23 protein-coding genes are annotated in these 22820 nt (G+C 44.2%); 11 read left to right on the plus strand and 12 right to left on the minus strand.

Features of this window, described 5'->3' with window-relative positions; all coding sequences use genetic code 11:
• Nucleotides 1–9: 9 nt before the first annotated feature.
• The 3 genes from modC to modA are packed head-to-tail and all read right to left on the minus strand — an operon-like array spanning nucleotide 10 to nucleotide 2583.
• Entirely contained in the window at nucleotides 10–1122 is a 1113-nt protein-coding gene (gene modC, locus AACS00_RS10785; protein WP_110167407.1) for a molybdenum ABC transporter ATP-binding protein ModC, read from the minus strand.
• On the minus strand, nucleotides 1119–1820 hold the full coding sequence (gene modB, locus AACS00_RS10790; RefSeq protein WP_110167408.1) for a molybdate ABC transporter permease subunit: 702 nt from the start codon (nucleotides 1818–1820) through the stop codon (nucleotides 1119–1121). The genes modC and modB overlap by 4 nt, the downstream gene beginning before the upstream one ends.
• Nucleotides 1801–2583 (minus strand): molybdate ABC transporter substrate-binding protein, encoded by a 783-nt coding sequence (gene modA / locus AACS00_RS10795; protein ID WP_110167409.1) that lies wholly within the window; start codon nucleotides 2581–2583, stop codon nucleotides 1801–1803. The genes modB and modA overlap by 20 nt, the downstream gene beginning before the upstream one ends.
• 188 nt (nucleotides 2584–2771) lie before the next feature.
• Here modA and AACS00_RS10800 point away from each other — a divergent pair, with 188 nt between their 5' ends.
• Nucleotides 2772–3296, plus strand: a complete 525-nt coding sequence (locus tag AACS00_RS10800; RefSeq protein ID WP_181397549.1) for a hypothetical protein — start codon at nucleotides 2772–2774, stop codon at nucleotides 3294–3296.
• Nucleotides 3297–3356: 60 nt separating this feature from the next.
• Here the strand turns inward: AACS00_RS10800 and AACS00_RS10805 are convergent, their stop codons facing one another.
• The 5 genes from AACS00_RS10805 to AACS00_RS10825 are packed head-to-tail and all read right to left on the minus strand — an operon-like array spanning nucleotide 3357 to nucleotide 8250.
• A complete protein-coding gene (locus tag AACS00_RS10805) occupies nucleotides 3357–5909 on the minus strand; it encodes a LuxQ periplasmic sensor domain-containing protein (protein ID WP_181397551.1) in 2553 nt (850 codons plus the stop codon).
• Between the two features lie 36 nt (nucleotides 5910–5945).
• On the minus strand, nucleotides 5946–7037 hold the full coding sequence (locus AACS00_RS10810; protein ID WP_072670698.1) for a substrate-binding domain-containing protein: 1092 nt from the start codon (nucleotides 7035–7037) through the stop codon (nucleotides 5946–5948).
• Between the two features lie 50 nt (nucleotides 7038–7087).
• On the minus strand, nucleotides 7088–7369 hold the full coding sequence (locus AACS00_RS10815; protein ID WP_110167411.1) for a GIY-YIG nuclease family protein: 282 nt from the start codon (nucleotides 7367–7369) through the stop codon (nucleotides 7088–7090).
• A gap of 2 nt (nucleotides 7370–7371) precedes the next feature.
• On the minus strand, nucleotides 7372–8004 hold the full coding sequence (locus AACS00_RS10820) for a YceH family protein (RefSeq protein ID WP_110167412.1): 633 nt from the start codon (nucleotides 8002–8004) through the stop codon (nucleotides 7372–7374).
• A 42-nt stretch (nucleotides 8005–8046) separates the two neighbouring features.
• Nucleotides 8047–8250: a hypothetical protein gene (locus AACS00_RS10825; RefSeq protein ID WP_072670701.1), complete on the minus strand. Its 204-nt coding sequence runs from the start codon at nucleotides 8248–8250 to the stop codon at nucleotides 8047–8049.
• A 100-nt stretch (nucleotides 8251–8350) separates the two neighbouring features.
• On the opposite strand from AACS00_RS10825, the gene AACS00_RS10830 reads away from it, so the two are divergent.
• The 3 genes from AACS00_RS10830 to AACS00_RS10840 all read left to right on the plus strand — a co-directional run bounded on the left by AACS00_RS10830 (nucleotide 8351) and on the right by AACS00_RS10840 (nucleotide 9551).
• A complete protein-coding gene (locus AACS00_RS10830) occupies nucleotides 8351–8590 on the plus strand; it encodes a hypothetical protein (RefSeq protein WP_139299841.1) in 240 nt (79 codons plus the stop codon).
• Between the two features lie 58 nt (nucleotides 8591–8648).
• Nucleotides 8649–8972 (plus strand): DUF496 family protein, encoded by a 324-nt coding sequence (locus AACS00_RS10835; protein ID WP_072670702.1) that lies wholly within the window; start codon nucleotides 8649–8651, stop codon nucleotides 8970–8972.
• A 327-nt stretch (nucleotides 8973–9299) separates the two neighbouring features.
• The gene (locus AACS00_RS10840) at nucleotides 9300–9551 is read left to right on the plus strand and encodes a YgjV family protein (RefSeq protein ID WP_072670703.1); all 252 of its coding nucleotides are present in this window, start codon (nucleotides 9300–9302) and stop codon (nucleotides 9549–9551) included.
• Nucleotides 9552–9655: 104 nt separating this feature from the next.
• Here the strand turns inward: AACS00_RS10840 and glpK are convergent, their stop codons facing one another.
• Together glpK and AACS00_RS10850 are read right to left on the minus strand one after the other, a co-directional pair.
• Nucleotides 9656–11176, minus strand: coding sequence for a glycerol kinase GlpK (gene glpK, locus AACS00_RS10845; RefSeq protein WP_072670704.1), 1521 nt, complete (start codon nucleotides 11174–11176; stop codon nucleotides 9656–9658).
• Nucleotides 11177–11226: 50 nt separating this feature from the next.
• Nucleotides 11227–12081: an MIP/aquaporin family protein gene (locus AACS00_RS10850; protein ID WP_072670705.1), complete on the minus strand. Its 855-nt coding sequence runs from the start codon at nucleotides 12079–12081 to the stop codon at nucleotides 11227–11229.
• Between the two features lie 652 nt (nucleotides 12082–12733).
• Here AACS00_RS10850 and glpA point away from each other — a divergent pair.
• Genes glpA through glpC form a run of 3 tightly spaced genes read left to right on the plus strand, consistent with a single transcriptional unit; the run spans nucleotide 12734 to nucleotide 16916 of the window.
• The gene (gene glpA, locus AACS00_RS10855) at nucleotides 12734–14386 is read left to right on the plus strand and encodes an anaerobic glycerol-3-phosphate dehydrogenase subunit A (RefSeq protein ID WP_110167413.1); all 1653 of its coding nucleotides are present in this window, start codon (nucleotides 12734–12736) and stop codon (nucleotides 14384–14386) included.
• Nucleotides 14383–15693 carry a glycerol-3-phosphate dehydrogenase subunit GlpB gene (gene glpB, locus AACS00_RS10860; protein ID WP_110167414.1) on the plus strand — a complete coding sequence of 437 codons (1311 nt, stop codon included), beginning with the start codon at nucleotides 14383–14385 and terminating at the stop codon, nucleotides 15691–15693. Before glpA ends, glpB begins: the two co-directional genes overlap by 4 nt.
• Nucleotides 15690–16916 (plus strand): anaerobic glycerol-3-phosphate dehydrogenase subunit GlpC, encoded by a 1227-nt coding sequence (gene glpC, locus AACS00_RS10865; protein ID WP_110167415.1) that lies wholly within the window; start codon nucleotides 15690–15692, stop codon nucleotides 16914–16916. The genes glpB and glpC overlap by 4 nt, the downstream gene beginning before the upstream one ends.
• A gap of 115 nt (nucleotides 16917–17031) precedes the next feature.
• On the opposite strand, the gene AACS00_RS10870 is transcribed toward glpC, so the two are convergent.
• Nucleotides 17032–18123, minus strand: a complete 1092-nt coding sequence (locus AACS00_RS10870; protein WP_110167416.1) for a ketoacyl-ACP synthase III — start codon at nucleotides 18121–18123, stop codon at nucleotides 17032–17034.
• Between the two features lie 179 nt (nucleotides 18124–18302).
• Here AACS00_RS10870 and trxC point away from each other — a divergent pair, with 179 nt between their 5' ends.
• The 3 genes from trxC to AACS00_RS10885 all read left to right on the plus strand — a co-directional run bounded on the left by trxC (nucleotide 18303) and on the right by AACS00_RS10885 (nucleotide 20374).
• A complete protein-coding gene (gene trxC / locus AACS00_RS10875) occupies nucleotides 18303–18737 on the plus strand; it encodes a thioredoxin TrxC (protein ID WP_110167417.1) in 435 nt (144 codons plus the stop codon).
• A 194-nt stretch (nucleotides 18738–18931) separates the two neighbouring features.
• Nucleotides 18932–20086 (plus strand): MFS transporter, encoded by a 1155-nt coding sequence (locus tag AACS00_RS10880; RefSeq protein WP_110167418.1) that lies wholly within the window; start codon nucleotides 18932–18934, stop codon nucleotides 20084–20086.
• Nucleotides 20087–20182: 96 nt separating this feature from the next.
• The gene (locus AACS00_RS10885; RefSeq protein WP_110167419.1) at nucleotides 20183–20374 is read left to right on the plus strand and encodes a DUF2986 domain-containing protein; all 192 of its coding nucleotides are present in this window, start codon (nucleotides 20183–20185) and stop codon (nucleotides 20372–20374) included.
• On the opposite strand, the gene AACS00_RS10890 is transcribed toward AACS00_RS10885, so the two are convergent.
• Nucleotides 20363–20836, minus strand: a complete 474-nt coding sequence (locus AACS00_RS10890) for a LabA-like NYN domain-containing protein (protein WP_072670713.1) — start codon at nucleotides 20834–20836, stop codon at nucleotides 20363–20365. The genes AACS00_RS10885 and AACS00_RS10890 overlap by 12 nt on opposite strands.
• A 328-nt stretch (nucleotides 20837–21164) precedes the next feature.
• Here AACS00_RS10890 and AACS00_RS10895 point away from each other — a divergent pair, with 328 nt between their 5' ends.
• On the plus strand, nucleotides 21165–22745 hold the full coding sequence (locus tag AACS00_RS10895; protein WP_110167420.1) for a BCCT family transporter: 1581 nt from the start codon (nucleotides 21165–21167) through the stop codon (nucleotides 22743–22745).
• The last annotated feature ends 75 nt before the right edge of the window (nucleotides 22746–22820 follow it).

Raw genomic sequence — 22820 nt, forward strand, 5'->3', positions numbered from 1 at the left:
AAGCGTCACCTAGGGATGAGTTACCACAATATCTCGCTGGGTAACACTCACCCCTTTAATCTGGGCATAAACCTGCATACCAACGTGTAAACCTAGCTCTTGTAACGCCCATTCGGTGATGGTTGACCATAGCCAACAGTCATCGCCGACCGTTAATTGCAAAGCAACACTTTTGCGTCCTTCTCCTTGCTGAAGATGCTCGATACGCGTGATTCTGACTGGTAAAATATTGCGAATTGAGGTCGCTTGAGGAAACTGTCGCGTCACTGACACATCAGTAGCACGAATTTGCAAACGAACCCTCTGCCCCTCTACAGCATCTTCAATTTGCTGTACCCATAAACCGACCTGCTCACTCAAAGCAACATAACTCAGCCCATAATCTAGACGATGATGAGTAACGTTGCCCAATAACAAAGTACTTTGTTCACTAAACGATTGCCATGGACGCATCAACGAGGAGGACCATACCTGCTCAATCGGTCCCGATATCAATTCTCGTCCTTGATCTAATAACACTAAGTGATCCGCTAAACGTAAAATCTCACTCATGCTGTGAGTCACATACAAGATGGGAATGTTGATCTGCTGACCAAGGCGCTCTAAAAAAGGCATGACTTCTCTCTTGCGAGGTAAATCTAACGAAGCCAGAGGCTCATCCATCAATAATAAGTCAGGTTTGGATAATAAAGCCCGCCCCATCGCGACCCGCTGTTTTTCACCCCCCGATAAATCATGCGGATAACGTTCCAATAACGCATTTAGACCTAACAAACTCACTATCGACGTAAAATAGTCATCGTCGGCCACCGATACACCATAAGTCAGGTTACCACGCACTCGATAGTGGGGAAAAAGTCTTGCTTCTTGGAAGACATAGCCTATTCGACGCCGCTCAGTAGGAATATTAATCCCTTGTTCAGAATCAAATAACACTCGATTCGCTGTTTTTATATAACCAGAATCTGGTTGTTCTAACCCACTAAATAAGTTAATTAACGTCGTTTTTCCAGCACCTGAACGACCAAAGATGGCACTGACACCACGGCTGGGTAAGTGCAAATCCACATCAACCTGCATACAACCAAGCTGCTTTTTCACTTTTAGATGGAGGTCAGTCATTGCTTCATCCCCAAACGACGGCGCATACGCCGATTCAGCCATTCAGAAAAAAACAGCGACACTAAGGCAATCACAATCGAAATAAGACACAAACGCGCGGCTTCCATTTCTGAACCAGGAGTCTCAAGAAAATTGAACATCGCTAACGGTAGGGTTTGTGTTTCTCCCGGAATGTTCGAGACAAAACTGATCGTCGCACCAAACTCACCGAGACTGCGCGCAAAAGAGAGCATAGTACCGGTAATAATCCCAGGTAAAGTCAGCGGTAAGGTGATGGTAAAAAAAACTTTCAGCGGCGACGCTCCTAACGTGCGCGCAGCTTGCTCAAGCCGAGGATCAACCATTTCAATACTCAAACGAATCGCTCTGACCATCAAAGGCAAAGAAATCACAAAACAAGCGAGTACGGCTCCACGCCAGCTAAAACTAAAAGACACGCCAAGCCATGTCTCTAACCAGCGACCAATAACGCCTTGTTTGCCCATAGTAATTAACAATAGATAACCGACGACAATTGGTGGCAATACCAAAGGGAGATGAATAAGACTATCGAGAATGCCTTTACCGATGAATGTTTTTCTCGCCAATACCCAAGCAAGGATAATACCAATCGGCAGCAACCAAATAATGGCATAAGTGGCGACTTTCAGACTGAGTTGCAAAGCAAGCCATTCATAATCACTGAGCAAACGGTTCATGCGCCATCTCTGTGGTAAATCCATAGCGAGCCAATATCGACTTTCCCGTTGGTGACGTGGCGTAATCAATAAAAGTTTGGTTGCTTGGCTTATCCGTCAACCTCAATAGAGGATAATGAATGGTATTGTGTAAACTGACATCAAATACGGTCAAGGTCGTCACTTTATCACTCGATTGAGCATCAGTTTGGTAAACCATTCCCAAAGATGCCTCGCCTCGCTCGACCAAAGCCAGAGCTGAACGAGCATTATTAGTCGGAGCCAAATAAGATCGCACCTCATCCCAAACCCCAAGCGAACTCAGCACTTGCTGAGCATAAATACCAATAGGTACGGCCTCCGTATTACCAACCGCTAAACGACTTTTGGCTAATCGCTGTAGCCATTGCTGCGAGTCAGCGGCATCAAATGGTGCAGAGGAAGCCGTAGCTGGCTGGATCAACACCACACGGTTACCAGCAATTAAAGTTACATTTTCACGGCCAATATGTAGCTTCTCGATCAGATACAGTGCCCAGTCATCATTGGCGGCTAAAAATAGATCCGCTGGTGCACCACGCTCAATTTGTCGGGCTAAAGCGGAAGACCCACCAAAAACAGGCACGACTTTTGTAGGATGGCTCGCCTGATAGTGCTTAATCAATTCATTGACGGCGTTGGTCATCGACGAAGCGGCATATAAGTGGAGCGTCTGTTGTGCCAACAACGAGGGACTGAACACCAGCAGCAATAATGAAAATGCACCTTTTAACTCTTTCAACATAGTGATATTGCTTCCCTAAATGGCAACCCAAACGGATTAACTAAAGTTCGAACTTTGGTTAACCGCTCATTTTGCGCCTATTTTACCAGCAAAGTATGAATAGAAGATTGATTAATTTACTTAAATGGCCTGTAATTCGCATACGATTATTGTATCTTTACGCTTTCTTCTTCTAGGATGAACATTTCATGCTCACAAGACTCTCTAGCAGCATTCTTTTATTGTTAGTAACGCTAACCTCACATGCCGCTTTCGCCAATAATTTTAATTACAACTTTTTTGAGATCAGAACGGCACTAAATCCTGAATCGTTCGGTGGAGAGTTTAATACTTATTTTACCGAAAATTCGCACATCATTGGCCGAGTCGACTCCCGTTTTGAAGGGGATTGGGATGCCGCCGTTGGTATGGGCTTCAATGGTCCAATCAACCCTTTTGCCGATATCTATGGTCAAATGCTCGTTCATAGCACACGAGGCAGTCGTGAGGAAGGCAGTAAAAATGACATGATGCTCGAGCTAAACGTCGGTACTCGAGTATGGCTGACCGAAACTTTAGAGGGGCATATGCGCATTGGCCGTAATGAGGATAACTCCATATTTATCGCGGGCATCCGCTTTCACTCAACCCAACAAATGGCACTAACCGCTGAAGTCCGTAATGCTGGTATTTGGGGACCACAAATTGGTATGGGAGTTCGCTTCCATTTTTAATCGATTAGTAGCATCCTCTCTGTTGTGATATCGACTTGAGCGCTGATACTTCAACAATCATCAGCGCTCTGAGTTAGCACGTTGTTGTTTAAAAAAGCACAGAGCTTGATAAAACATCTCTTCCTTGAGCGGCTTCACTAACACGTATTCCGCTCCCGCCTCAATGAAGGCTTGTTGTGTCTCTAGCAAACCATCGGCAGTGCAGGCATAGATCGGTAACGAGCATTTCATCTCATGCCAAATAATCCGCGTGGTATCAATCCCCCCCAAATAGGGCAATTGATTATCCATAAAAATCAGATCGTAATCTTGTTCCTTTACCCGCTCGATAGCTTGTAAACCATCACTGACCCAATCAACCTGTATTGAATATTTCTTACAAAACGCTTGTAAAATAAAGGCATTCGTACGGTTATCCTCTACCAATAATGCACGTACAGGCTGAGTAAATAATTGATAGCGATCCGTATTAGCCTGTTGGGCTTCCCTCAAGTCCTCATTAACAACAATACGAATAGGAAACTGCAAATCAAAACGCGTACCATAACCAATCGCTGATTTTACCGTGATCTCACCATGCAATAATTCAACCAAACTACTGACAATCGATAAACCTAAACCACTGCCGCCGTATTCGCGAGTTGTGGTCGATTCCGCCTGTACAAACGGCTCAAAAATGCGCTGCAAATTCGTTGCTGCGATCCCGATACCCGTATCTTCTATGCAAATCATTAACCTATCGATGTCGCCTTGTTGAATAAGCCCTAATTTAATGCTAATCGACCCCTGATGGGTGAATTTAACCGCATTACTGAGCAAGTTGAACAAGATTTGATTTAGGCGTATTTGATCACTATACAAGCGAATTTCAGGTTCAATAGCACATTCAATCATTAGCTCAAGTCCCTTTTCTTTACATAGAGGGCCATAGATACGCTGAATCGCCGAAATCACATCCAGGATCGGAAAGTCACTATTTTGGATGAGAAATTTTCCCTGCTCAATTTTTGAAAAATCGAGAATATCATTCAACACAGCGAGTAAATGCTCACCGCTGCTGCACAATACATTCACTAACTCTTGTTGCTCTTGAGTAAGCGCGTTTTGTTTTAATAATTGAGAAGCACCTAAAATACCGTTTAATGGCGTCCGTAATTCATGGCTCATTTTGGCGAGAAAATCAGCCCGCAACCGAGCAGATTCTTCAGCTTGTTCACGAGCGAGGCGGCTTTGCTGCTCTGCTTCCACCATCGACGTGATATCTTGTCCTTGAGTCATGATCGAAACAATCCGCTCATCTAATATGATCGGTGACAAATTCCATAAAATGGTTTTACCATCAAGCTCTGTTTTGAGCGCTTTGATAATGTTACCTTGTGCCGCTTGCTGTACCGCGACAATCAACTGAGGTTTTACCCGAGCAAAAAGAGAATGCTGTTGAGAATAATGACTGAGGAAATAAGCCTCAGCCGACGGATTCATGCGAATCAATCCCCCCTGAGCCGTCCATAGCAGAGTCGGCAATAACGAAAAATTAAAGAGATCCTCAAACTGTTTTTCTTGCTCGGCCAGTTGATGAAAGGTGCTTTCTAACGTACGTCCAAAGTGATCAAACTCAACAATTTGAGACCCCGGGAAATAGGCACCTTCACGTAGCTCAACCACTTGATGGGTATAGGTCATCAAACGTGCCATTTCGTTTTCAATTTTACGTTGTAACCACCAACGAACAACAATGAAAACGAAAGCGATCGCCGCAACGACAGCAAACATCCAAAATAAGTAATTATTACGCAGAGAAAGCGCATTTTGGTTACTCTGCACAGCGTATACCGTGAGAACGGTTGGCGCTCCGGCTAAAGTTAATGGTGTGCGACTCACTACATACTTGCCATGAACGTCGTAACCTTCTTCGCCTTCTTTAACTACCTCATCCGCTTGATAAGCTTCTACCCCTGTGAGGGTAGAGGCTAACACGTGCTCTCCCGCAGCAAGTACCAGCTGTTGTGAGTCACTGCGCTCACGTAAGTTTTCGACTAAAGCAACATTATTATTCAGTACCAAACTAATGTATAAAAAACCTAAAGACTCACCGCTTACGGTATCAACAATCGGCGCACGGCGAACCAAAAGGTAAACATCACCCATTACCGATGGCGTAGTGATTAAATGCCAATCATGACTAAAAGCCACTTGTTCAATAATATGAGTAAACGTGCTATCCGCTAAACCATAAAACTGGGCATTGCCATCATCCCAAATCGGCTGACTGACATTAGCGATAAATCGAAAATCCGCCATATGGCTGATATCCGTTTGATCAATACTCAGAAAATACTGTTCCAGCTCATTGGTTAACCGACCGTGCAACGCATGAATTAAGGTGGCATTTTTCGCGCTGCTGTCTTGGTGGACTTTTAAGATAGTCAGACGAGAATTAAAGATATTCTGAATCAGATTAGCCGTTTGATTAGTGGTCCGTATCACTTCTTGAGAAATTAATCGGCTACTAACTTGATAAGTATGAAGTAAAAGACCAAGCGTTAATAAACTCAACGTCATCACTATCGCTCGACTGATCAGGGTAGCTATATTGTTTTTTTTATCAGCCATGATGAACCTCGGCACTGCAATTACCTTCAATCATGATTAGCGATCAGAATATCGGAACGCACGTTGTTTAAATCGCTCAACTTGTTCAGCGGTGGTCTCTTGGGTCACTAATTCAAATTCACCCGAGTAAACCAGTGGCACTGGCAAACCTGCCAGATCTCGTTTAATCGCTTCTGCCATCGCAATACCCGTATCGTCATTCATACGCATGACCGTGACCGCCAATCGGCCTTCTTGCAATGCCTCAAGTTCAGCCGAGCCTCCACCCCAACCATTAAGATAGATATCTTCACGTTCAAGCTCTTGCAGGGCTTTCGCTGCACCGAGCGCAATATCCGTCGAGCAAGCATAGAGAAAAGCGATTTTAGGGTTATTGTTAACGATATCGAGCGTCGCCTGATAGCCGCTTTCAACCGTGGCTGTGGTGTAATAAGACGAGGCTAAATGAAAATGGGCTTTAACATGATGGATAAAACTGTCTCCACGCGCTTCGCTAATATACCCTTCTGAAAAATACAGCACCGCATAATCTGCACCTTGTGGTCGCTTACGCTGGTAGAATTCGGCTAACTGCTGAGCACCAATTTCATGATCAAACCCCACATACAACAAAGGCTGACGCCCTTGCCAATGGCGGATGGGAGTAGTGATATTTTGTAAAATAACTTTCGTCTCTGAGTTATGCAGCACATGATCAATAAATTTTCGATGGCGCATGGTATCTAAGGTAAAAATCAGATAATCGGTTTTATTCTGCACCGCTTCCATTAAAGAAATGCTTTGCTGTCGGGTATCTAAACTTGGCCGAGTAAAAACTTGGTGTAATTGATATTTAATACCGAGTTCATGCATACGAGCTTCAAACGCTTTGATGTTACGTATCCAGTAGTCTGACACTTGCTGACCCGGATAGATGACTGAAATCGTGACGGGGCGCGTTTGCTCAAGTGGTAATGGCTCGGCTCTATTCTGGACACTTTCTGCCAATAAGTCAGTTAATACCTGTTGTTCGGGATGCGCATCCAAAAAGGCTTGATAATGCCAATAGTCACTCAGGATTTGCGAGGGATAGGCAAAGGCCGTGATGGGTAACCAGCTCAATAACAAAATCAGCAGTCTTTTCTTCATCCCACTTGTTATTCCTTATGGCTCGGTTTCGGTTATCTGCAACTCAGTGCTCAGGGAAGATCAAATCCCCCCATAACTAAACGCTCTTTTTGCGCTTTGGTCAGGCCTTTGATCCGATGTTCTAATTGCAAAGCTTGGCTTTTACTCGGTCCAACATGGTGCTGCCACACTAAGCTAAGCGGGCCTTTACCACGCAAAGCTTTAGCGCCACGTCCTTGTTGATGTTGAATAAAACGCCGATCGATATCGGTTGTTATTCCACAATATAGTGCATTTCTAGACGTTCGGATCAAATAGACCCACCAATCTGAGTATTGAATGGGATCAGACATACTTAGTGATTGGTGATCAACGCACGTAATTCAGCCACTTCATGACGTAACATCGCCACTTGTTGCTCCAGTTCATCAATACGTGATGATGGTAACTCCGTCTCTGTGCTTGCAGCGACACTGTGCATATCGACTTCACCGCAAAATAAATGTTGATAACGCGATTCTCGTTTCCCTGGTTCGCGAGCTAACTTAACCACCAAACCGCGCTCTAATAACTGCTCTAAAATACTTTCGGTTTCTTTCACATCACTAAAATGGCACAAACGGTTAGTACGAGTGCGCAATTCCCCCGGTGTTTGCGGGCCACGCAACAGCAAACAACAAATAACCGCTAATTCTTGGTTATTGAGCTTTAGATCACCAAACTCTGTGTTACAAAAACGATGCTGATACTTAGGCGTGCGACTATTAAAACTACTTTCATCACTGACTAGGCGACGGGCAATCAGCGCTTCAACCGTATCTTGTACCTGCGCCTCTGATAAATTGACTACCGGATCGCGATTACTCTTTTGATTACAAGCAGTCATCAAACTGTTCAGAGTTAATGGATAATATTCTGGCGTCGTGATCTCTTTTTCTATCAAACAACCGATAACCCGTGCTTCTAAAGCGGATAGTTCACTATGCATGTTGATTTCCTTCTAGTTAGCATCTGCACCTTGTACAGTAAATTAATGTTCAAGCATCAAACTCAAGCGGATGATTCTTCCTTGCTCATCAATGACAATCACTTTCGAACGGTTGAGCTCAATCTCACAAGCTAATAATTGCTCTCTTTCATGAAGATAAGCTTGGCGAAGCTGTTGATGGGCTTTGCTTTCATGGTGGGACGCAGATTGTTTAGGAATGACAATGTCTGAAAAACTAAGTAGCAAAGTATTGTCCTGTTATACGTTAAGGCAAAGAGAGATGACCGAATGGCTGAGACCAGTCGGAGCAATAGGCATACTTTATCTCCATACGCTGAGATAATCCATGCATCCGCAGAAATACGTATTGCAAAGCTGGTCAACGCAGCAAGTGGAAGGGTATAGCGTATTTCAAGTCCACAATACAAGCCCCGATAAAATAAAATCGATTTACTCGCTATTTATTGGTGATTTCTTGGTCAATACGGAAATAGGTTTGATCTTAGGTCTGTTATGCGCCTTTGCAATGTGTTTTAATTTCTCTGCCCAAGTTACCTCAAGAGGCAATGCATTCGTACCACGCTGAATTTGGCGTCTTGATATCGCCTGGGTAGATAGTGGCACTCATTATAGGAAAGGGATCTATGAACAGCGTATTTGAAATTGTGAGCTTGGCTCGTCGTAAGAACAAACTGAAGCGTGAACTGCTCGATAACGAGAAAAAAGTTCGCGATAACCGTAAACGTGTAGATTTACTGGAAAACTTAGTCGATTACATCAAGCCAGATATGACTCAAGAAGAGATCATTGAGATTGTGAAAAACATGAAGTCTGACTACGAAGATCGCGTCGATGATCATATCATCAAAAGTGCTGAAATTTCTAAAGAGCGTCGTGATATTAGCCGCCGGATCCGTGAGTTAACTGAGCAAGATAAACTCATGACACAAGGTGGCGCTAAAAAATAATTGATTTCATATCAGTAAGCCGAATAAACATGAGATTTATTCGCTGCGATGCAAGTCCGCTATCAAGCGGACTTTCTTTTGTCATTGATTCAATAATCAACAAAATATGTAATAACAAAACTATTATTAGCATTAATCGTTTGCGTAATCGCTAACCCTCTCCGAAGCTATTTTTGAGGGTTTTATCACACATTCACCGTTGCTATAGTTTTAGTTAGTTAAATTAATCCAGCCATTATCGGTAAAGCGTTGTTCATTTTTCATCGTGAAAAGCAGCGTAGCGCGACTGACCCGGCTTGGGCCAACGGCAAGAGGAACACACAAATAATGGATATGAATATGGTTGATATCATGGGCTATGCGGCCTCTATCATGGTTGCAATTTCCCTAACGATGAAAGACATCGTAAAACTTCGCGTACTTAACTTTATTGGTTGTAGCTTATTTGTCGGCTATGGACTGATGATCGATGCTTGGCCAGTGGTCGCAACCAACGCCTTTATCGCTTGTGTTAATGTCTACTTTTTAGCTCGGATGCAACAAGCAAAAAAGAGTGAAGGCGTACAGAACGCCGCTTAAACTCTGTAACCAATTAAAAAACCACGCGCCGAACAGTAAGAGACTCCGAGCGCGTGGTTTATCTTCACTAGTTTTAGGCTAGTTTATCCATCAGCGATATCGATTTAGTCCTCTTCGTGATGCTCAGCCGCCCATGATTGAGCGCACTTCACCGCACGTTTCCAACCTTTATAACGACGTTGACGTTTTTCTTCATCGTGGTGTGGCATAAAGGAGCGATCAATTTCTGCTTTATTTTTCAGCTCATCCAAACTATCCCAAAAGCCAACCGCGATACCCGCTAAGTAGGCGGCACCTAACGCAGTCACCTCGGTCACTTTTGGACGATGAACTTCAGTATCTAATACATCGGATTGGAATTGCATCAAGAAGTTATTGGCGACAGCTCCGCCATCAACTCGTAAAGCAGCCAATTTAATGCCTGAGTCCGCTTGCATGGCATCCAAAACATCTCGAGTCTGATACGCAATACTTTCTAATGTGGCTCGAATGATATGGTTCGAATTCACACCACGCGTTAAACCGACAATAGTACCGCGAGCGTAAGCATCCCAGTATGGCGCACCTAAACCTGTAAAGGCAGGCACCACATAAACGCCATTGGCAGTATCGACCTTAGTAGCAAAATATTCTGAATCGTGAGCATCGGAAATTAATTTCAACTCATCACGTAGCCACTGAATGGATGCCCCACCCATAAACACCGCGCCTTCAAGAGCATAACTTGGCTCACCTTTAGGACCACAAGCCAACGTCGTCAATAGACCATTTTTTGAAGTCACTTTCTCTTTGCCCGTGTTCATCAACAAAAAGCAGCCCGTACCATAGGTGTTTTTTGCTTGTCCTGCTTCAACGCACATTTGACCGTAAAGTGCCGCCTGTTGATCGCCAGCAATCCCAGCAATTGGGATACGAGTTCCGCCTTTACCACCAATGTTGGTTTGGCCATACACTTCTGAAGAAGACTTCACTTCAGGCATCATGCTTAATGGAATATCAAACTCTTTGAGGATTTTCTCATCCCAGTGTAAGTTATTGATATTAAATAGCATCGTCCGAGAAGCGTTGGTGTAATCCGTAACATGAACACGACCTTGAGTCATCTTCCAGACCAACCACGTATCTACCGTACCAAACAGCAGTTTACCCGCCTGCGCATCTTCACGGGCTCCGGGGACGTTATCTAAAATCCATTTGACCTTAGTGCCTGAAAAATAAGGGTCAAGCAGTAAGCCAGTATTCTCACGCACATACGCTTCTAACCCATCACGCTGTTTTAGTTGCTCACAAATTTCAGCGGTACGGCGACATTGCCAAACAATCGCATTATAAACGGGTTTCCCCGTCTCTTTGTTCCAAACAATGGTGGTTTCACGCTGGTTGGTAATACCAATCGCGGCAATTTCATCACTACGGATGCCCGATTTGCCCAGCACCTCAATCAATGTTGAACTTTGTGTAGCATAAATTTCCATTGGATCATGTTCGACCCAACCAGCTTGTGGATAAATCTGAGTAAATTCACGCTGAGAAACACTGACGATATTGGCATCATGGTCAAGCACGACCGCCCTTGAGCTGGTTGTACCTTGATCCAATGCAACCACATATTTTTGCTCAGTCATGGTCTATTCCTTATTTACGTTCTAATAAATGGGTTAATAAATTATGCACGTTAAACATGTGCTTGTTCGTTATCTTCTACCACATCGCATTGATTAGGTATGGTACAGCCCGTACCTTCTGTTGGCAGGTAAGCAGCGATAAATTTAGGGTAAGCCCATGCACCAAAACAAGCTCCAGCAATCGGCGCAATGATCGGCACAATAAAGTATGGGATCTCTTTCGCTCCGGTTAGGGCATAATCCCAACCAGCAAAATAAGCAAATAATTTAGGTCCAAAATCACGAGCAGGGTTCATTGCAAAGCCAGTTAGTGGGCCAAGAGAGCCACCAATGACAGCAATCAAAATACCAATCAATAGTGGGTTCATCGCGTTACGATGCGCACCATTATTCTCATCACCGAGAGCGAGAATGACAAACATCAGTACTGCGGTGATCACAAACTCTACGGATATTGCCCCAAAGAAAGAGAGAGAAGGATGAGAATAGGTCGAGAAAATCCCTGCGGTCGCTAAACCAGCTTCACTGCTACGGACAAAATTGTGGGCGATTTCATAATCGACAAAAAGGTTGCTGTATAAACCGTAAACCAGCGCAGCAGAACAGAATGCTCCAAGCAATTGCGCGATAATGTAGGGCAGTACTTTCGCTTTATCAAAACCATGAAATGCAGCTAAAGCGATGGTCACCGCTGGGTTAATGTGTGCACCGGAAACACCTGCGGTACAATAGATAGCAATGGCGACCCCAAGTCCCCAGATAATACTAATTTCCCACTGACCAAATTGCGCTCCAGTCAGTACTAGCGCAGCGACACAGCCTACGCCAAAAAATATCAGCAATCCTGTGCCGATAAACTCTGCGATACACTCTCCTAAAAGAGTCTGTTGTTTTGTTCGAGCCATAAGTAAGTGTCCTTTTCCGTTTACACCGTTATTGCACACCGCCACAGGGTGATACGGGGCAAAATCTCGCATAAAAAGATCACTTCGAAAATGAAAAAACCTCACAAATGAGCGTTCGAACACAATTTTGTAATCAATAAGAGTAGTTTTTGTTAATTAGAGCCGTATTTTGATCTCAAAAAATATCGCCATCACGGTGAAAAATCACCGCTATTAACGCAGACGAATTACGTGATGTGAAGAATGCTTTGATGGTAATGAAAGGCGTACTTATAACTAAATATTAGCAAAAAATGATATAAACATCGAAGATATGTCAAATCGGAAGGCAGAAACCATTAAAGCAATGATCAAGTAACAAAGTTTAAATCAAAGACCAAGATACTTTTTATTCACTCATTTAAAAAAATTTGCGTTTACGTTCGTGACTCTACGCTTTATCACTCACCAGCCCACCATGTGAACAATAAGTAAATAAATGTCGTCAAACATTGCTCATTTTGTTTATTTATTCTCTATCAATAAGCAACTTGATGACAAAAACCTACTATTAAATTTTCGTTCGAGCTTTTGTGAGCAACCTATCGAACATTTTAAGCTTAAAATGACACACTAATGGTAAGTTTATTGTAAATAGATTGAGGCAGAGGTCATGACGACGAAGCAAACCATAGAAACCGATGTGGTGATCATCGGCGGCGGCGCGACAGGAACTGGAATTATGCGTGATTGTGCCTTGCGAGGCATTCGCTGCATTTTGGTTGAAAAAGACGATATCGCCTCTGGTACAACCGGAAGAAACCATGGTCTACTCCATTCCGGCGCTCGTTACGCCGTCACTGACCATGAATCCGCCAAAGAATGTATTCAGGAAAACCTGATTTTAAAACACATTGCTAAACATTGTGTGGAAGCAACGGAAGGCCTATTCATCACACTGCCAGAAGATGATATCGCGTTTCAAGATACCTTTATCTCCGCTTGCCAATCAGCAGGCATTGCCACCAAACGACTCAGCGCAAAAGAAGCGCTGCGCCTTGAACCAAATGTCAACCCAGCTTTAATTGGCGCGGTGCAAGTTCCTGATGGCACTTTAGACCCCTTTCGGTTATGTGCGGCTAATGTGCTTGATGCCAAAGAGCATGGCGCGCAAATCCTTAACCGCACTGTCGTTACCGGCCTTATTCGTCAGGGTGATACTGTGCTCGGTGTCCACTGCCAGCAACTTGGCACTCAGCATCAATTTGATATTGTTGCCAAACAAGTGATTAATGCCGCTGGTATCTGGGGACAAAATATCTGTGAGTATGCTGATCTCAATATCAAAATGTTCCCAGCCAAAGGCTCACTGCTCATCCTCGATTATCGCATCAATAACCTAGTGATCAATCGCTGCCGAAAACCCTCCGATGCCGATATTTTAGTGCCCGGAGATACCATTTCTTTGATTGGTACCACTTCAGAACACATTGACTACGACCAGATTGACAACTTACACGTCAGCGAGCAAGAGGTGGATATTTTGCTTTCTGAAGGGGCAAAATTAGCTCCCATCATGGCCAATACCCGAGTATTACGTGCTTACGCAGGAGTAAGACCATTAGTGGCGGTGGATGATGATGGCAGTGGCCGCAATATCAGCCGCGGGATTGTGTTATTAGATCACCAAGAGCGCGATGGCCTGAAAGGGCTAACCACCATTACTGGCGGTAAATTAATGACTTATCGCTTAATGGCTGAATGGGCGACCGATATGGTTGCCAAAAAATTAGGCAATACGGTTGCCTGCACCACTCATACTCGCCCTCTTCCCGGCTCCAACCAAGCAGAAAAACCCATCAAAAAAACTGCTAGCCTAGCTAAGCCTGTTTATGCATCGGCGCTTTATCGTCACGGTGAGCGAGCTGAACAGTTTTTGTCGGCGGATAGCAAAAGCCAAGCCATCATTTGTGAATGTGAAATGGTCACCGCGGGTGAGATTGAGTACGCCATTAAACAGTTAGATGTTAATAATCTCGTTGATCTGCGTCGCCGTACACGCCTGGGTATGGGGCCATGCCAAGGGGAATTATGCAGTTACCGAGCTGCCAGTTTATTTCAAGACTATGCAGGCGTCTCCGGCCAACAATCAAGCCAACTATTAGTCGAGTTTTTAGAAGAACGCTGGAAAGGTATTAAACCCATTTTCTGGGGAGACGCACTGCGCGAAGCAGAATTCAGTTATTGGATTTATGAAGGACTATTGGGTGCGAGCGATCTCCCTCCCTCTGCAACGCAACCTAATCAAGAGGAGACGCTAGGATGAAATATGATGTGATCATTATTGGGGCTGGCATTGCAGGTTATAGTGCTGGGATCCGCTGCTTGCAAGCGGGGTTAAAGACCGCCTTGATCAGCCAAGGACAAAGCGCGCTGCACTTTTCATCCGGTTCCATTGATGTCCTGGCTAAGTTACCTAGCGGACAACTGGTTGATTATCCTTTTCAAGGGATCACCCAACTGAGCGAACAAGAACCGAATCACCCTTATAGTAAAGTCGGCGCCTCAACGTGCCGCCAAGCCCTGTCTTGGTTTCAAGCCACACTTCAACAACATGGTCTGCCATTAAAGCAGCAAATGGATGACAGCAATCATTGGCGTATTACTCCTCTGGGAACCTTGAAAGCGACTTGGCTATCACAACCTTATGTCTATCAACATAAAAAGTCGTGCGATTTTAAACGGCTTGTGTTGGTGTCCATCGAAGGTTACCGAGACTTTCAGCCACCGATGCTACAAGATAACTTACGTTATTTACCGGAGTTCTCAACCATCCCCAGCACGATTGTCTCAATCTCGATTCCTGGCTTTACTGAGCTACGGCATAATCCCCATGAACTGCGCTCGATTGATATCGCAAGGCTACTTAAAACGCCCACGGCATGGCAGGCATTTTGTGATCAATTAACGCAAGCAGCTAGCAGTGATGATTTAGTCATTCTACCCGCGATTATGGGTAACGGTGATGGGCTGCAGTTACTCAATAAATTACATTCCACGACGGGTTTAACCTTGCATGAAGTGCCGACCATGCCGCCGTCATTGATGGGAATAAGAATCGAAGAGTCGCTGAACCGAACGTTCTTATCCCTTGGTGGTGTTCATTTAAAAGGCGATAAAGTCTGCAAAGGCGAGTTTAGCCATCAGCGCTTGAACGCGATATACACTAAAAACCTAACGGATATGCCGCTTTACGCTGATCATTTTGTCATGGCGACAGGCAGTTATTTCAGTCAAGGCTTAGCCGCTAACCATCAGGGGATCCGTGAGCCTGTCTTTGAGCTGGATATGAGCTGTATTCAGGATCGGAAACGATGGCGTAACCACGATTTTTTTGCTCAGCATCCTCATCCTTTTATGGGCTTTGGCGTCACCACTACCGCTTCCTTGCATCCGAGTCGTCAAGCTGAAGTGATTAATAATCTCTATTGCTGTGGCTCGATGCTTGCGGGCTATGATCCCGTCTTCGAAGGCTGTGGCGGCGGTGTTGCCATTGCGACCGCTTACCATGCGACATCGCAAATCATCACTCAATATCAGGCACAAGCATCGACTCAGGAGGCTCTGGTATGAACCATTCTTTTGTTGCCAATGCACCGAAAAACACCTCATTTGATCAGTGCATCAAATGTACCGTGTGTACTGTGTACTGCCCGGTTGCCAAAGCGAATCCACTGTATCCTGGACCCAAACAGTGCGGCCCAGATGGCGAGCGCTTGCGGATCAAAAGCGCGGAATACTACGATGATTTACTAAAATTGTGCACCAATTGTAAACGCTGTGAAACCGCGTGCCCTTCTGGTGTGCGCATTGGTGATTTGATTGCCGTTGCACGAGGTAAATACGCGAAGAAAGCTTTAAATCCTAAATTAATGCGTGATTATGTACTCAGCCATACCGACTTGTTTGGCTCTCTCGCGACACCTTTTGCTCCCGTCGTCAATTTTGCCACCTCACTGCCGCTGGTGAAAAAAATCATGCACAAAACCATCGGTGTGCATGATCACAAAGCTCTACCGAAATATTCTCATGGCACCTTTCGTCGTTGGTTCAAACAACAAAAACAGCAACAAGCCAGCTATCGCCGCCAAGTCAGTTACTTTCATGGTTGCTATGTCAATTACAATCATCCCCAATTAGGGAAAGATTTTGTGAGAGTGATGAACGCGATGAATATTGGCGTCAGCTTGTTGGATAAAGAAAAATGCTGCGGCGTACCTTTGATTGCCAATGGCTTTCACGATAAAGCGCGCAGTAATGCTCTACTGAATGTCAAAAGCTTAGAAACCGCAGTGTTGGAAAGACAGACCAAGGTGCTCTCAACCTCATCGACCTGCTCTTTTACTCTGCAACAAGAGTATCCTCATGTGCTAGGCGTTGATAATAGCCAAGTGGTGGCAAGCATTGAGTATGTCACGCGTTTTTTACTCAAAGAGTTTATGAGTGGCAATGCGCCGAAGATGAAGCCCGTTAATCTCAAAGTGGTTTATCACACCCCTTGCCATTTAGAACGCAGTGGTAATGTTATCTTTACGATTGAACTTCTGAAAATGATCCCAGGTTTAGAGCTGGTGGTTTTAGATAGTGAGTGTTGTGGTTTAGCCGGTACTTATGGCTTTAAAGCGGAAAACTACGATGTGTCAATGAAGATCGGCTCACACCTGTTTGATTCCATCAACACGGCCAAGGCAGATTTCGCGGTCACCGACTGTGAAACCTGTAAATGGCAGATAGAAGAAAACACCACCGCCGAAAGCATTCACCCGATCACACTGCTGGCAATGGCGTTAGCCTAAAACAGGATAGCCAGCGTATTCATGTACGCTGGCTATCAACAGTGGCGCTCATTCATTGAACCCCAAAAGGGTTACCGTTGCCACTAAACTGCTATTGAGCTATTGAGCTATTGAGCTATTGAGATAATGGGCGCTGCTGACAATGCTCAATCGCTTTTTCTAGCAATTGCAATGCGCTTTGCTCACAGGCCGGTAAGTGGGCATCACTACGGCCTAAAGGCGTTACCCGTGAACCCCACTTAATATGGCCAGCGCCCCAGGTTAAGCCTGCACCGAACGCGGCAAGTAACACATTATTATTCGGTTGAATCTTACCTTGTTCCAATGCTTCACACAGGGCAATCGGCACGGTTGCGGCTGATGTATTGCCGTATTTTTGAATATTGATAAACGCTTTATCTTGGCTGATCCCCGACAAATCACACAAGGTTTGGATAATGCGAATATTCGCTTGGTGTGGGATAACCACATCCACATCCTGCTGCGCTAAACCACTGGTGGTTAATACTTGCGCCGCCGCCGCGCCCATCCCTTTAACGGCTCTTTTAAAGATCTCTTTGCCAACGAAATCAAACGCCCAATAACCATTATCTGCGGCAAAACGATCCATTGAGCTACCAAATTTCGGTACCGCTAAAATGTCACGTCCTTGGGCGTCACAGCCAATTTTGGCTTCTTGTAGACCGACTGCTTGCTCTGTACGGCTTAACACCACGGCACCAGCACCATCACCAAATAAAACAGCGGTGTCACGCTTAGTCCAGTCAATATAAAAAGACAGTCTTTCTGCACCAATGACTAAAGCATGTTGGTAGCGCCCCGCCTGCATCAAGCGAGTCGCGGTTTCTAAACTGTAGATAAAACCAGTACAAGCAGCATTAAGATCAAAAGCGGCTGCACTGTCTATGGCTAAGTTCTGCTGGATTTTTGAAGCAATATTAGGGATGAGCGAATCGGGTGAACAACTGGCGACAATAATTAAATCGATATCTTGCGCATCAATCCCGGCACAAGCCATTGCGTGTTGAGCTGCCACGGTAGCCAAATCAGAGGTGTTCACGTGGCTAATACGACGAGATTCAATTCCTGTACGAGTACGGATCCACTCGTCATTGGTCTCTAAAAAGGTGCTTAAATCATCATTTGAGAGCGTGGCAGGTGGCAAACATTTACCCCAACCGGTAATTTCAGCATAATATTGAGTCATTATAATCCTGCTTTTCGTTGTTATGCTCTTGCTACTGGTGAGATCAAATAGCAAAGAAATAGGCATTTATTGTTTGGAATGTTCAGCACATTCACTTAACCAAACGGCTAGTATACGCTGATTTGCCTCATCGCGCTAAGCGCGGATTGGCAAAGCAACACCATTATAAAGAGGAAACCATGTCAACGTTCACCACTCGCTGCCCAGCTTGCCATGGGCTTAATCGTATCCCAACAATCCGTGTGTCTGAAAGCCCACGCTGTGGAAAATGCCAAGCCACACTGCTTGATGGCGCTCCGATTGAAGGGACAGCAGATAATATCGAAGCACTGTTAGCCAGTGAACAGCCGATCGTCATCGACTTTTGGGCACCTTGGTGTAATCCCTGCGTCGGTTTTGCCCCCATTTTTCATGACGTAGCCGTCGAACGTCAAGGGCAAGTGAGATTTATCAAAATCGATACTGAAGCTCAGCAGGCGTTGGCAGGAAAATATCAGATTCGTAGCATTCCCACCCTGATGGTATTTAAACAAGGCAAAAGAGTCGATGTTCTCAATGGCGCTTTACCAAAAAGTCAATTCGAACAATGGTTAAACCAAGCATTAACCAAATAAATTTCATCGAAAAATAAAATGAAAAGTTGGCATTTTTCTGCCGATTATGTCAACTTTACTACACTTAATCATGGCTTATGAATTGATAAATTTATTTTATCGTCATGAGCATTATTTTTCGTTTTACCTTTCTATTTTTAAGTCCCATATTCGCCGCGAAACCCCAGTCCAATTCTTCATTCGAGGCGATAACTATGGACATGATTACTTCTCCCGTTCATCGTATTTCAGTACCTGTTATTGCACTCACTTTGTATGCTATCGCTTCAGGATATCTGATGAGTGTTATCCCACTCATGCTGCCACATTATGGGTTAGAGCTTTCTTTAGCCAGTTGGCTAGCCAGTGTTTTTTACGCTGGCTTGTTACTAGGAGCGCTGTTTATGGAGCAGTTAGTCAATCGCTTTGGGCACCGTAATACCTTTATTGGCTGTCTATTAGTGCTATTAACTTCTATCGTGATTTTGCCCGTTTTTGCCAATAGTCTAACTTGGCTTAGTGCACGTTTTATCGCGGGCATTGCGGTGGCGGGTGTCTTCGTTGTGGTTGAGTCGTGGTTACTGCATGGTAATGAAAGTGGTCGCGCAAAACGGTTAGGTATTTATATGGTATCGCTCTATGGCGGTACTGCGATGGGACAACTGGGAATTGGTTACTTAGGCGTAAATGGCTTGATTCCATTTATTGCAATTGGCTCCTTATTGTGCTTCGCAACGGTGATTTTAATCTTTGGTCAATCTGAACAACCGTCTACCGAAGCAGGACAAAGTCTGTCTTGGAAACAAGTGACCAAATTAAGCCATGCTGCCATCATTGGTTGTTTAGTTTCAGGGCTGATATTGGGCGCTATTTATGGCCTCATGCCAGTAGAGTTAACACAACGAGGCATTAGTCACTCAGAAATCGGCAGCTTAATGGCACTGATTATCCTTGGTGCAATGGTCGTTCAACCGATTGTTCCTTGGCTATCCAAACATCTGGGTAGAACCTTATTAATGGCTTTCTTTTGTTTATTAGGGGCTTCTGCGGCGGTATTACCACTATTAGACAGTAGTGTTACAACGCTCGCGATCAGTTTATTTGTGCTCGGTATGGCCACCTTTGCTCTCTATCCAATCGCAATTAATCTAGGCTGCGACAAATTAGATGCCCATTATATTGTCTCAGCCACTCAAGTGATGCTGTTTAGCTACAGTATCGGTTCTGTTTTAGGACCCGTTATCGCTGATTGGTTCATTTACACCAATCAAAGCTTACTCGGTTACCTTTTTGTGACGTTATTGATCACTTGTTTATATATGTTGATGGCAAGTCTGAAAACCAAGCGTCAATGGGTGGCCGGAGAATAGCCACACAACAAACTTGATTGAGTTCGCTATTAAAAACCAGTATGCTGCGCGGCTTTAGGGCCACTTGGCCCTAAATTGATCGTCGAGCAGATAAATATGAACCGTAAAAAGAAAATCAATCAAACACTACAAAAGCATCTTAAAAAGAAAAATGCCAAGCTACATGGTACGAATAAACCTCGTTATATTTCTAAAGCGGAACGTGCCAAATTAGAAGCCGAACAAACCGCTTTAGAAACCACAACAACCGATGCTGAACCGCAGGCCGATAACGGGTTACAACAATAAGTCTTGCTCTATTGGCACAAATTGACTGGCGACATCAATTAAGCTTTGTGCCGTCAGTCTTGGCACACCATACACCTCAACCTTAACCTGAAAACGCTGCTGAATGCGTTCTACTAAAGGTTCAAAATCGCCATCACCGGACACTAAAACGATCGTATCCACTTGTTGAGCTAGCTCATAGGCATCAAGCGCAATTCCCACATCCCAATCTCCTTTCGCGCTGCCATCACTCCGTTGGATAAAAGGTTTCAACATCACCTCAAAACCTACGCCACGTAAAATATGATGAAATTGCCGCTGTTGAGGTTCTTTACTAGCAATTGCATAAGCGTTCGCTTTGAATACATGACGACCTTGCGTTACTTGTCGCCAGAACTGATTATAATCAAAATGACGCCCGTATCGCTCTCGACAAGTGTAATAAACGTTTTGTACATCAACTAAAATGGCAATTTTTTCCATCTCATCCTGCTTATTGTATTAAATTCAACCTAGCTCCAATCACTTGGAGTTGCGAAAAAAAAGATGAGAGCAAATTATCGCACTCACCCTGCTACGAATGATGCAAACTTTACCACAGCAAACGAAGTTTACTGACATAAAATAAGCAACTATTTTAGTATTTTAAACAGCATAAAAATTTATAAATTTGACTTTTAAACAAAATTGTCGCTATTATCTGCATCGAAAAATGATTTGTACTCTAATCATTTATTTACCTTTTGACGTATTCATCACTGGTCTACACGTAGACGAGTGACGAATGCGAAGAACATGTTTGAGTCATCGTATGCAAAACACATTAAAAAAATACAGTATTGAAACAACCGATTATCATGTCGGTAGGGATAATGTACAAAAATGGGGATTTGATGTTCATAATCCCGTCTTCGGTATCAGTGCCGGATTCATTCTACTATTCCTTCTCTCCATTATCTGGGTCGGCCCTGAGATTGCTAAATCCGCACTCGACACACTTAAAAATGGCATTATTGAACAATTTGATGCCTATTTCATGTGGATAACCAATTTCTTCCTTCTCTTTGCTATGGGATTAATGCTCTCTCCTTTAGGTAAAATTCGCCTTGGTGGACGAGACGCAACCCCTGATCATTCTAGAATATCTTGGCTATCGATGCTTTTTGCCGCAGGTATGGGCATTGGTTTATTATTTTGGAGTGTCGCCGAGCCAACCGCTTACTATACCAATTGGTGGGGAACGCCCTTTAATGTCGAGGCTTATACGCCAGAAGCAAAATCTCTTGCTATGGGCGCGACCCTATTTCATTGGGGAATACATGGTTGGGCGATTTATGCGATTGTCGCCTTAGCATTAGGCTTTTTCTCTTTTAATAAAGGTTTACCACTTTCCATTCGCTCGGTCTTTTACCCTATTTTTGGTGACCGCGCATGGGGCTGGCTTGGTCATGTTATTGATATTATGGCCGTATTAGCCACTTTATTTGGTTTAGCGACCTCGCTGGGTTTAGGGGCTCAGCAAGCCACTAGCGGTATTAATTACGTTTTTGGCACCCAAGGTGGGATCGGGATGCAATTTGCTGTGATTGTCTTTGTGACCTTCATCGCGATCATTTCTGTCGTACGCGGTATTAATGGCGGCGTTAAAGTATTAAGTAATATCAATATGGCTTTTGCTCTTGCTTTATTGATTTTTATTATCAGTGTCAGCTTTCATACCGCATTACAATCGATCCCTGCGACCTTCATGGCTTATATCGAAAACATTCTTCCCCTAAGTAATCCTCACGGTCGTGATGATGAAATCTGGATGCATGGCTGGACAGTCTTCTATTGGGCTTGGTGGATCTCATGGTCACCATTTGTCGGTATGTTTATTGCGCGAGTATCAAGAGGCAGAACGGTCCGTGAATTTATTCTTGCGGTGATATTTATTCCAACCTTACTGATCATCGTTTGGATGTCCGTGTTCGGCGGTATTGCTTTAGATCAGGTTTCTAATAACATTGGTGCGCTGGGAGCACATGGGTTGACGGACATTTCGTTAACATTATTTCATGTCTACGAGCAGATACCATTGGGTAGCGCACTGTCGCTAATCTCGATTGTGCTGATCCTAATATTTTTCATTACTTCAGCCGATTCAGGCTCTCTGGTCATCGATAGTATTACCGCCGGAGGAAAAGTCGATGCTCCAGTATTACAACGTATCTTCTGGGCAACGGTAGGCGGTTCCATTGCTGCCGTACTACTCTGGGTTGGCGGCTCAGAAGCGCTACAAGCACTGCAATCCGGCGTTGTCGCTACAGCCCTACCTTTTAGTTTTGTCTTGTTACTGATGTGCGTAAGCTTAATCCAAGGCTTAAGAACCGAGCAAGGGCTTTACTCTTAATCCATCTGATCAACATAAAAAAGCCAGCCACGATTAATGGGCTGGCTTTTTTTATTAATGCATCTGTTCTCAAAT

It is taken from the genome of Vibrio sp. 11986-1-5 (genome assembly GCF_963878025.1).
Lineage (GTDB): Bacteria > Pseudomonadota > Gammaproteobacteria > Enterobacterales > Vibrionaceae > Vibrio > Vibrio injensis.

Bases quoted from the DNA above. Each gene is read 5' to 3' on its own strand.
- trxC (WP_110167417.1), top strand. From the start codon at position 18,303: ATGTCAACGTTCACCACTCGCTGCCCAGCTTGCCATGGGCTTAATCGT.
- AACS00_RS10885 (WP_110167419.1), top strand. From the start codon at position 20,183: ATGAACCGTAAAAAGAAAATCAATCAAACACTACAAAAGCATCTTAAA.
- AACS00_RS10870 (WP_110167416.1), bottom strand. From the start codon at position 18,123: ATGACTCAATATTATGCTGAAATTACCGGTTGGGGTAAATGTTTGCCA.
- modB (WP_110167408.1), bottom strand. From the start codon at position 1,820: ATGAACCGTTTGCTCAGTGATTATGAATGGCTTGCTTTGCAACTCAGT.
- modC (WP_110167407.1), bottom strand. From the start codon at position 1,122: ATGACTGACCTCCATCTAAAAGTGAAAAAGCAGCTTGGTTGTATGCAG.
- AACS00_RS10850 (WP_072670705.1), bottom strand. From the start codon at position 12,081: ATGGCTCGAACAAAACAACAGACTCTTTTAGGAGAGTGTATCGCAGAG.
- glpK (WP_072670704.1), bottom strand. From the start codon at position 11,176: ATGACTGAGCAAAAATATGTGGTTGCATTGGATCAAGGTACAACCAGC.
- AACS00_RS10890 (WP_072670713.1), bottom strand. From the start codon at position 20,836: ATGGAAAAAATTGCCATTTTAGTTGATGTACAAAACGTTTATTACACT.
- modA (WP_110167409.1), bottom strand. From the start codon at position 2,583: ATGTTGAAAGAGTTAAAAGGTGCATTTTCATTATTGCTGCTGGTGTTC.
- AACS00_RS10815 (WP_110167411.1), bottom strand. From the start codon at position 7,369: ATGTCTGATCCCATTCAATACTCAGATTGGTGGGTCTATTTGATCCGA.
- AACS00_RS10830 (WP_139299841.1), top strand. From the start codon at position 8,351: ATGCATCCGCAGAAATACGTATTGCAAAGCTGGTCAACGCAGCAAGTG.
- AACS00_RS10805 (WP_181397551.1), bottom strand. From the start codon at position 5,909: ATGGCTGATAAAAAAAACAATATAGCTACCCTGATCAGTCGAGCGATA.
- glpB (WP_110167414.1), top strand. From the start codon at position 14,383: ATGAAATATGATGTGATCATTATTGGGGCTGGCATTGCAGGTTATAGT.
- AACS00_RS10835 (WP_072670702.1), top strand. From the start codon at position 8,649: ATGAACAGCGTATTTGAAATTGTGAGCTTGGCTCGTCGTAAGAACAAA.
- glpC (WP_110167415.1), top strand. From the start codon at position 15,690: ATGAACCATTCTTTTGTTGCCAATGCACCGAAAAACACCTCATTTGAT.
- AACS00_RS10800 (WP_181397549.1), top strand. From the start codon at position 2,772: ATGCTCACAAGACTCTCTAGCAGCATTCTTTTATTGTTAGTAACGCTA.
- AACS00_RS10840 (WP_072670703.1), top strand. From the start codon at position 9,300: ATGGATATGAATATGGTTGATATCATGGGCTATGCGGCCTCTATCATG.
- glpA (WP_110167413.1), top strand. From the start codon at position 12,734: ATGACGACGAAGCAAACCATAGAAACCGATGTGGTGATCATCGGCGGC.
- AACS00_RS10895 (WP_110167420.1), top strand. From the start codon at position 21,165: ATGCAAAACACATTAAAAAAATACAGTATTGAAACAACCGATTATCAT.
- AACS00_RS10810 (WP_072670698.1), bottom strand. From the start codon at position 7,037: ATGAAGAAAAGACTGCTGATTTTGTTATTGAGCTGGTTACCCATCACG.
- AACS00_RS10880 (WP_110167418.1), top strand. From the start codon at position 18,932: ATGGACATGATTACTTCTCCCGTTCATCGTATTTCAGTACCTGTTATT.
- AACS00_RS10820 (WP_110167412.1), bottom strand. From the start codon at position 8,004: ATGCATAGTGAACTATCCGCTTTAGAAGCACGGGTTATCGGTTGTTTG.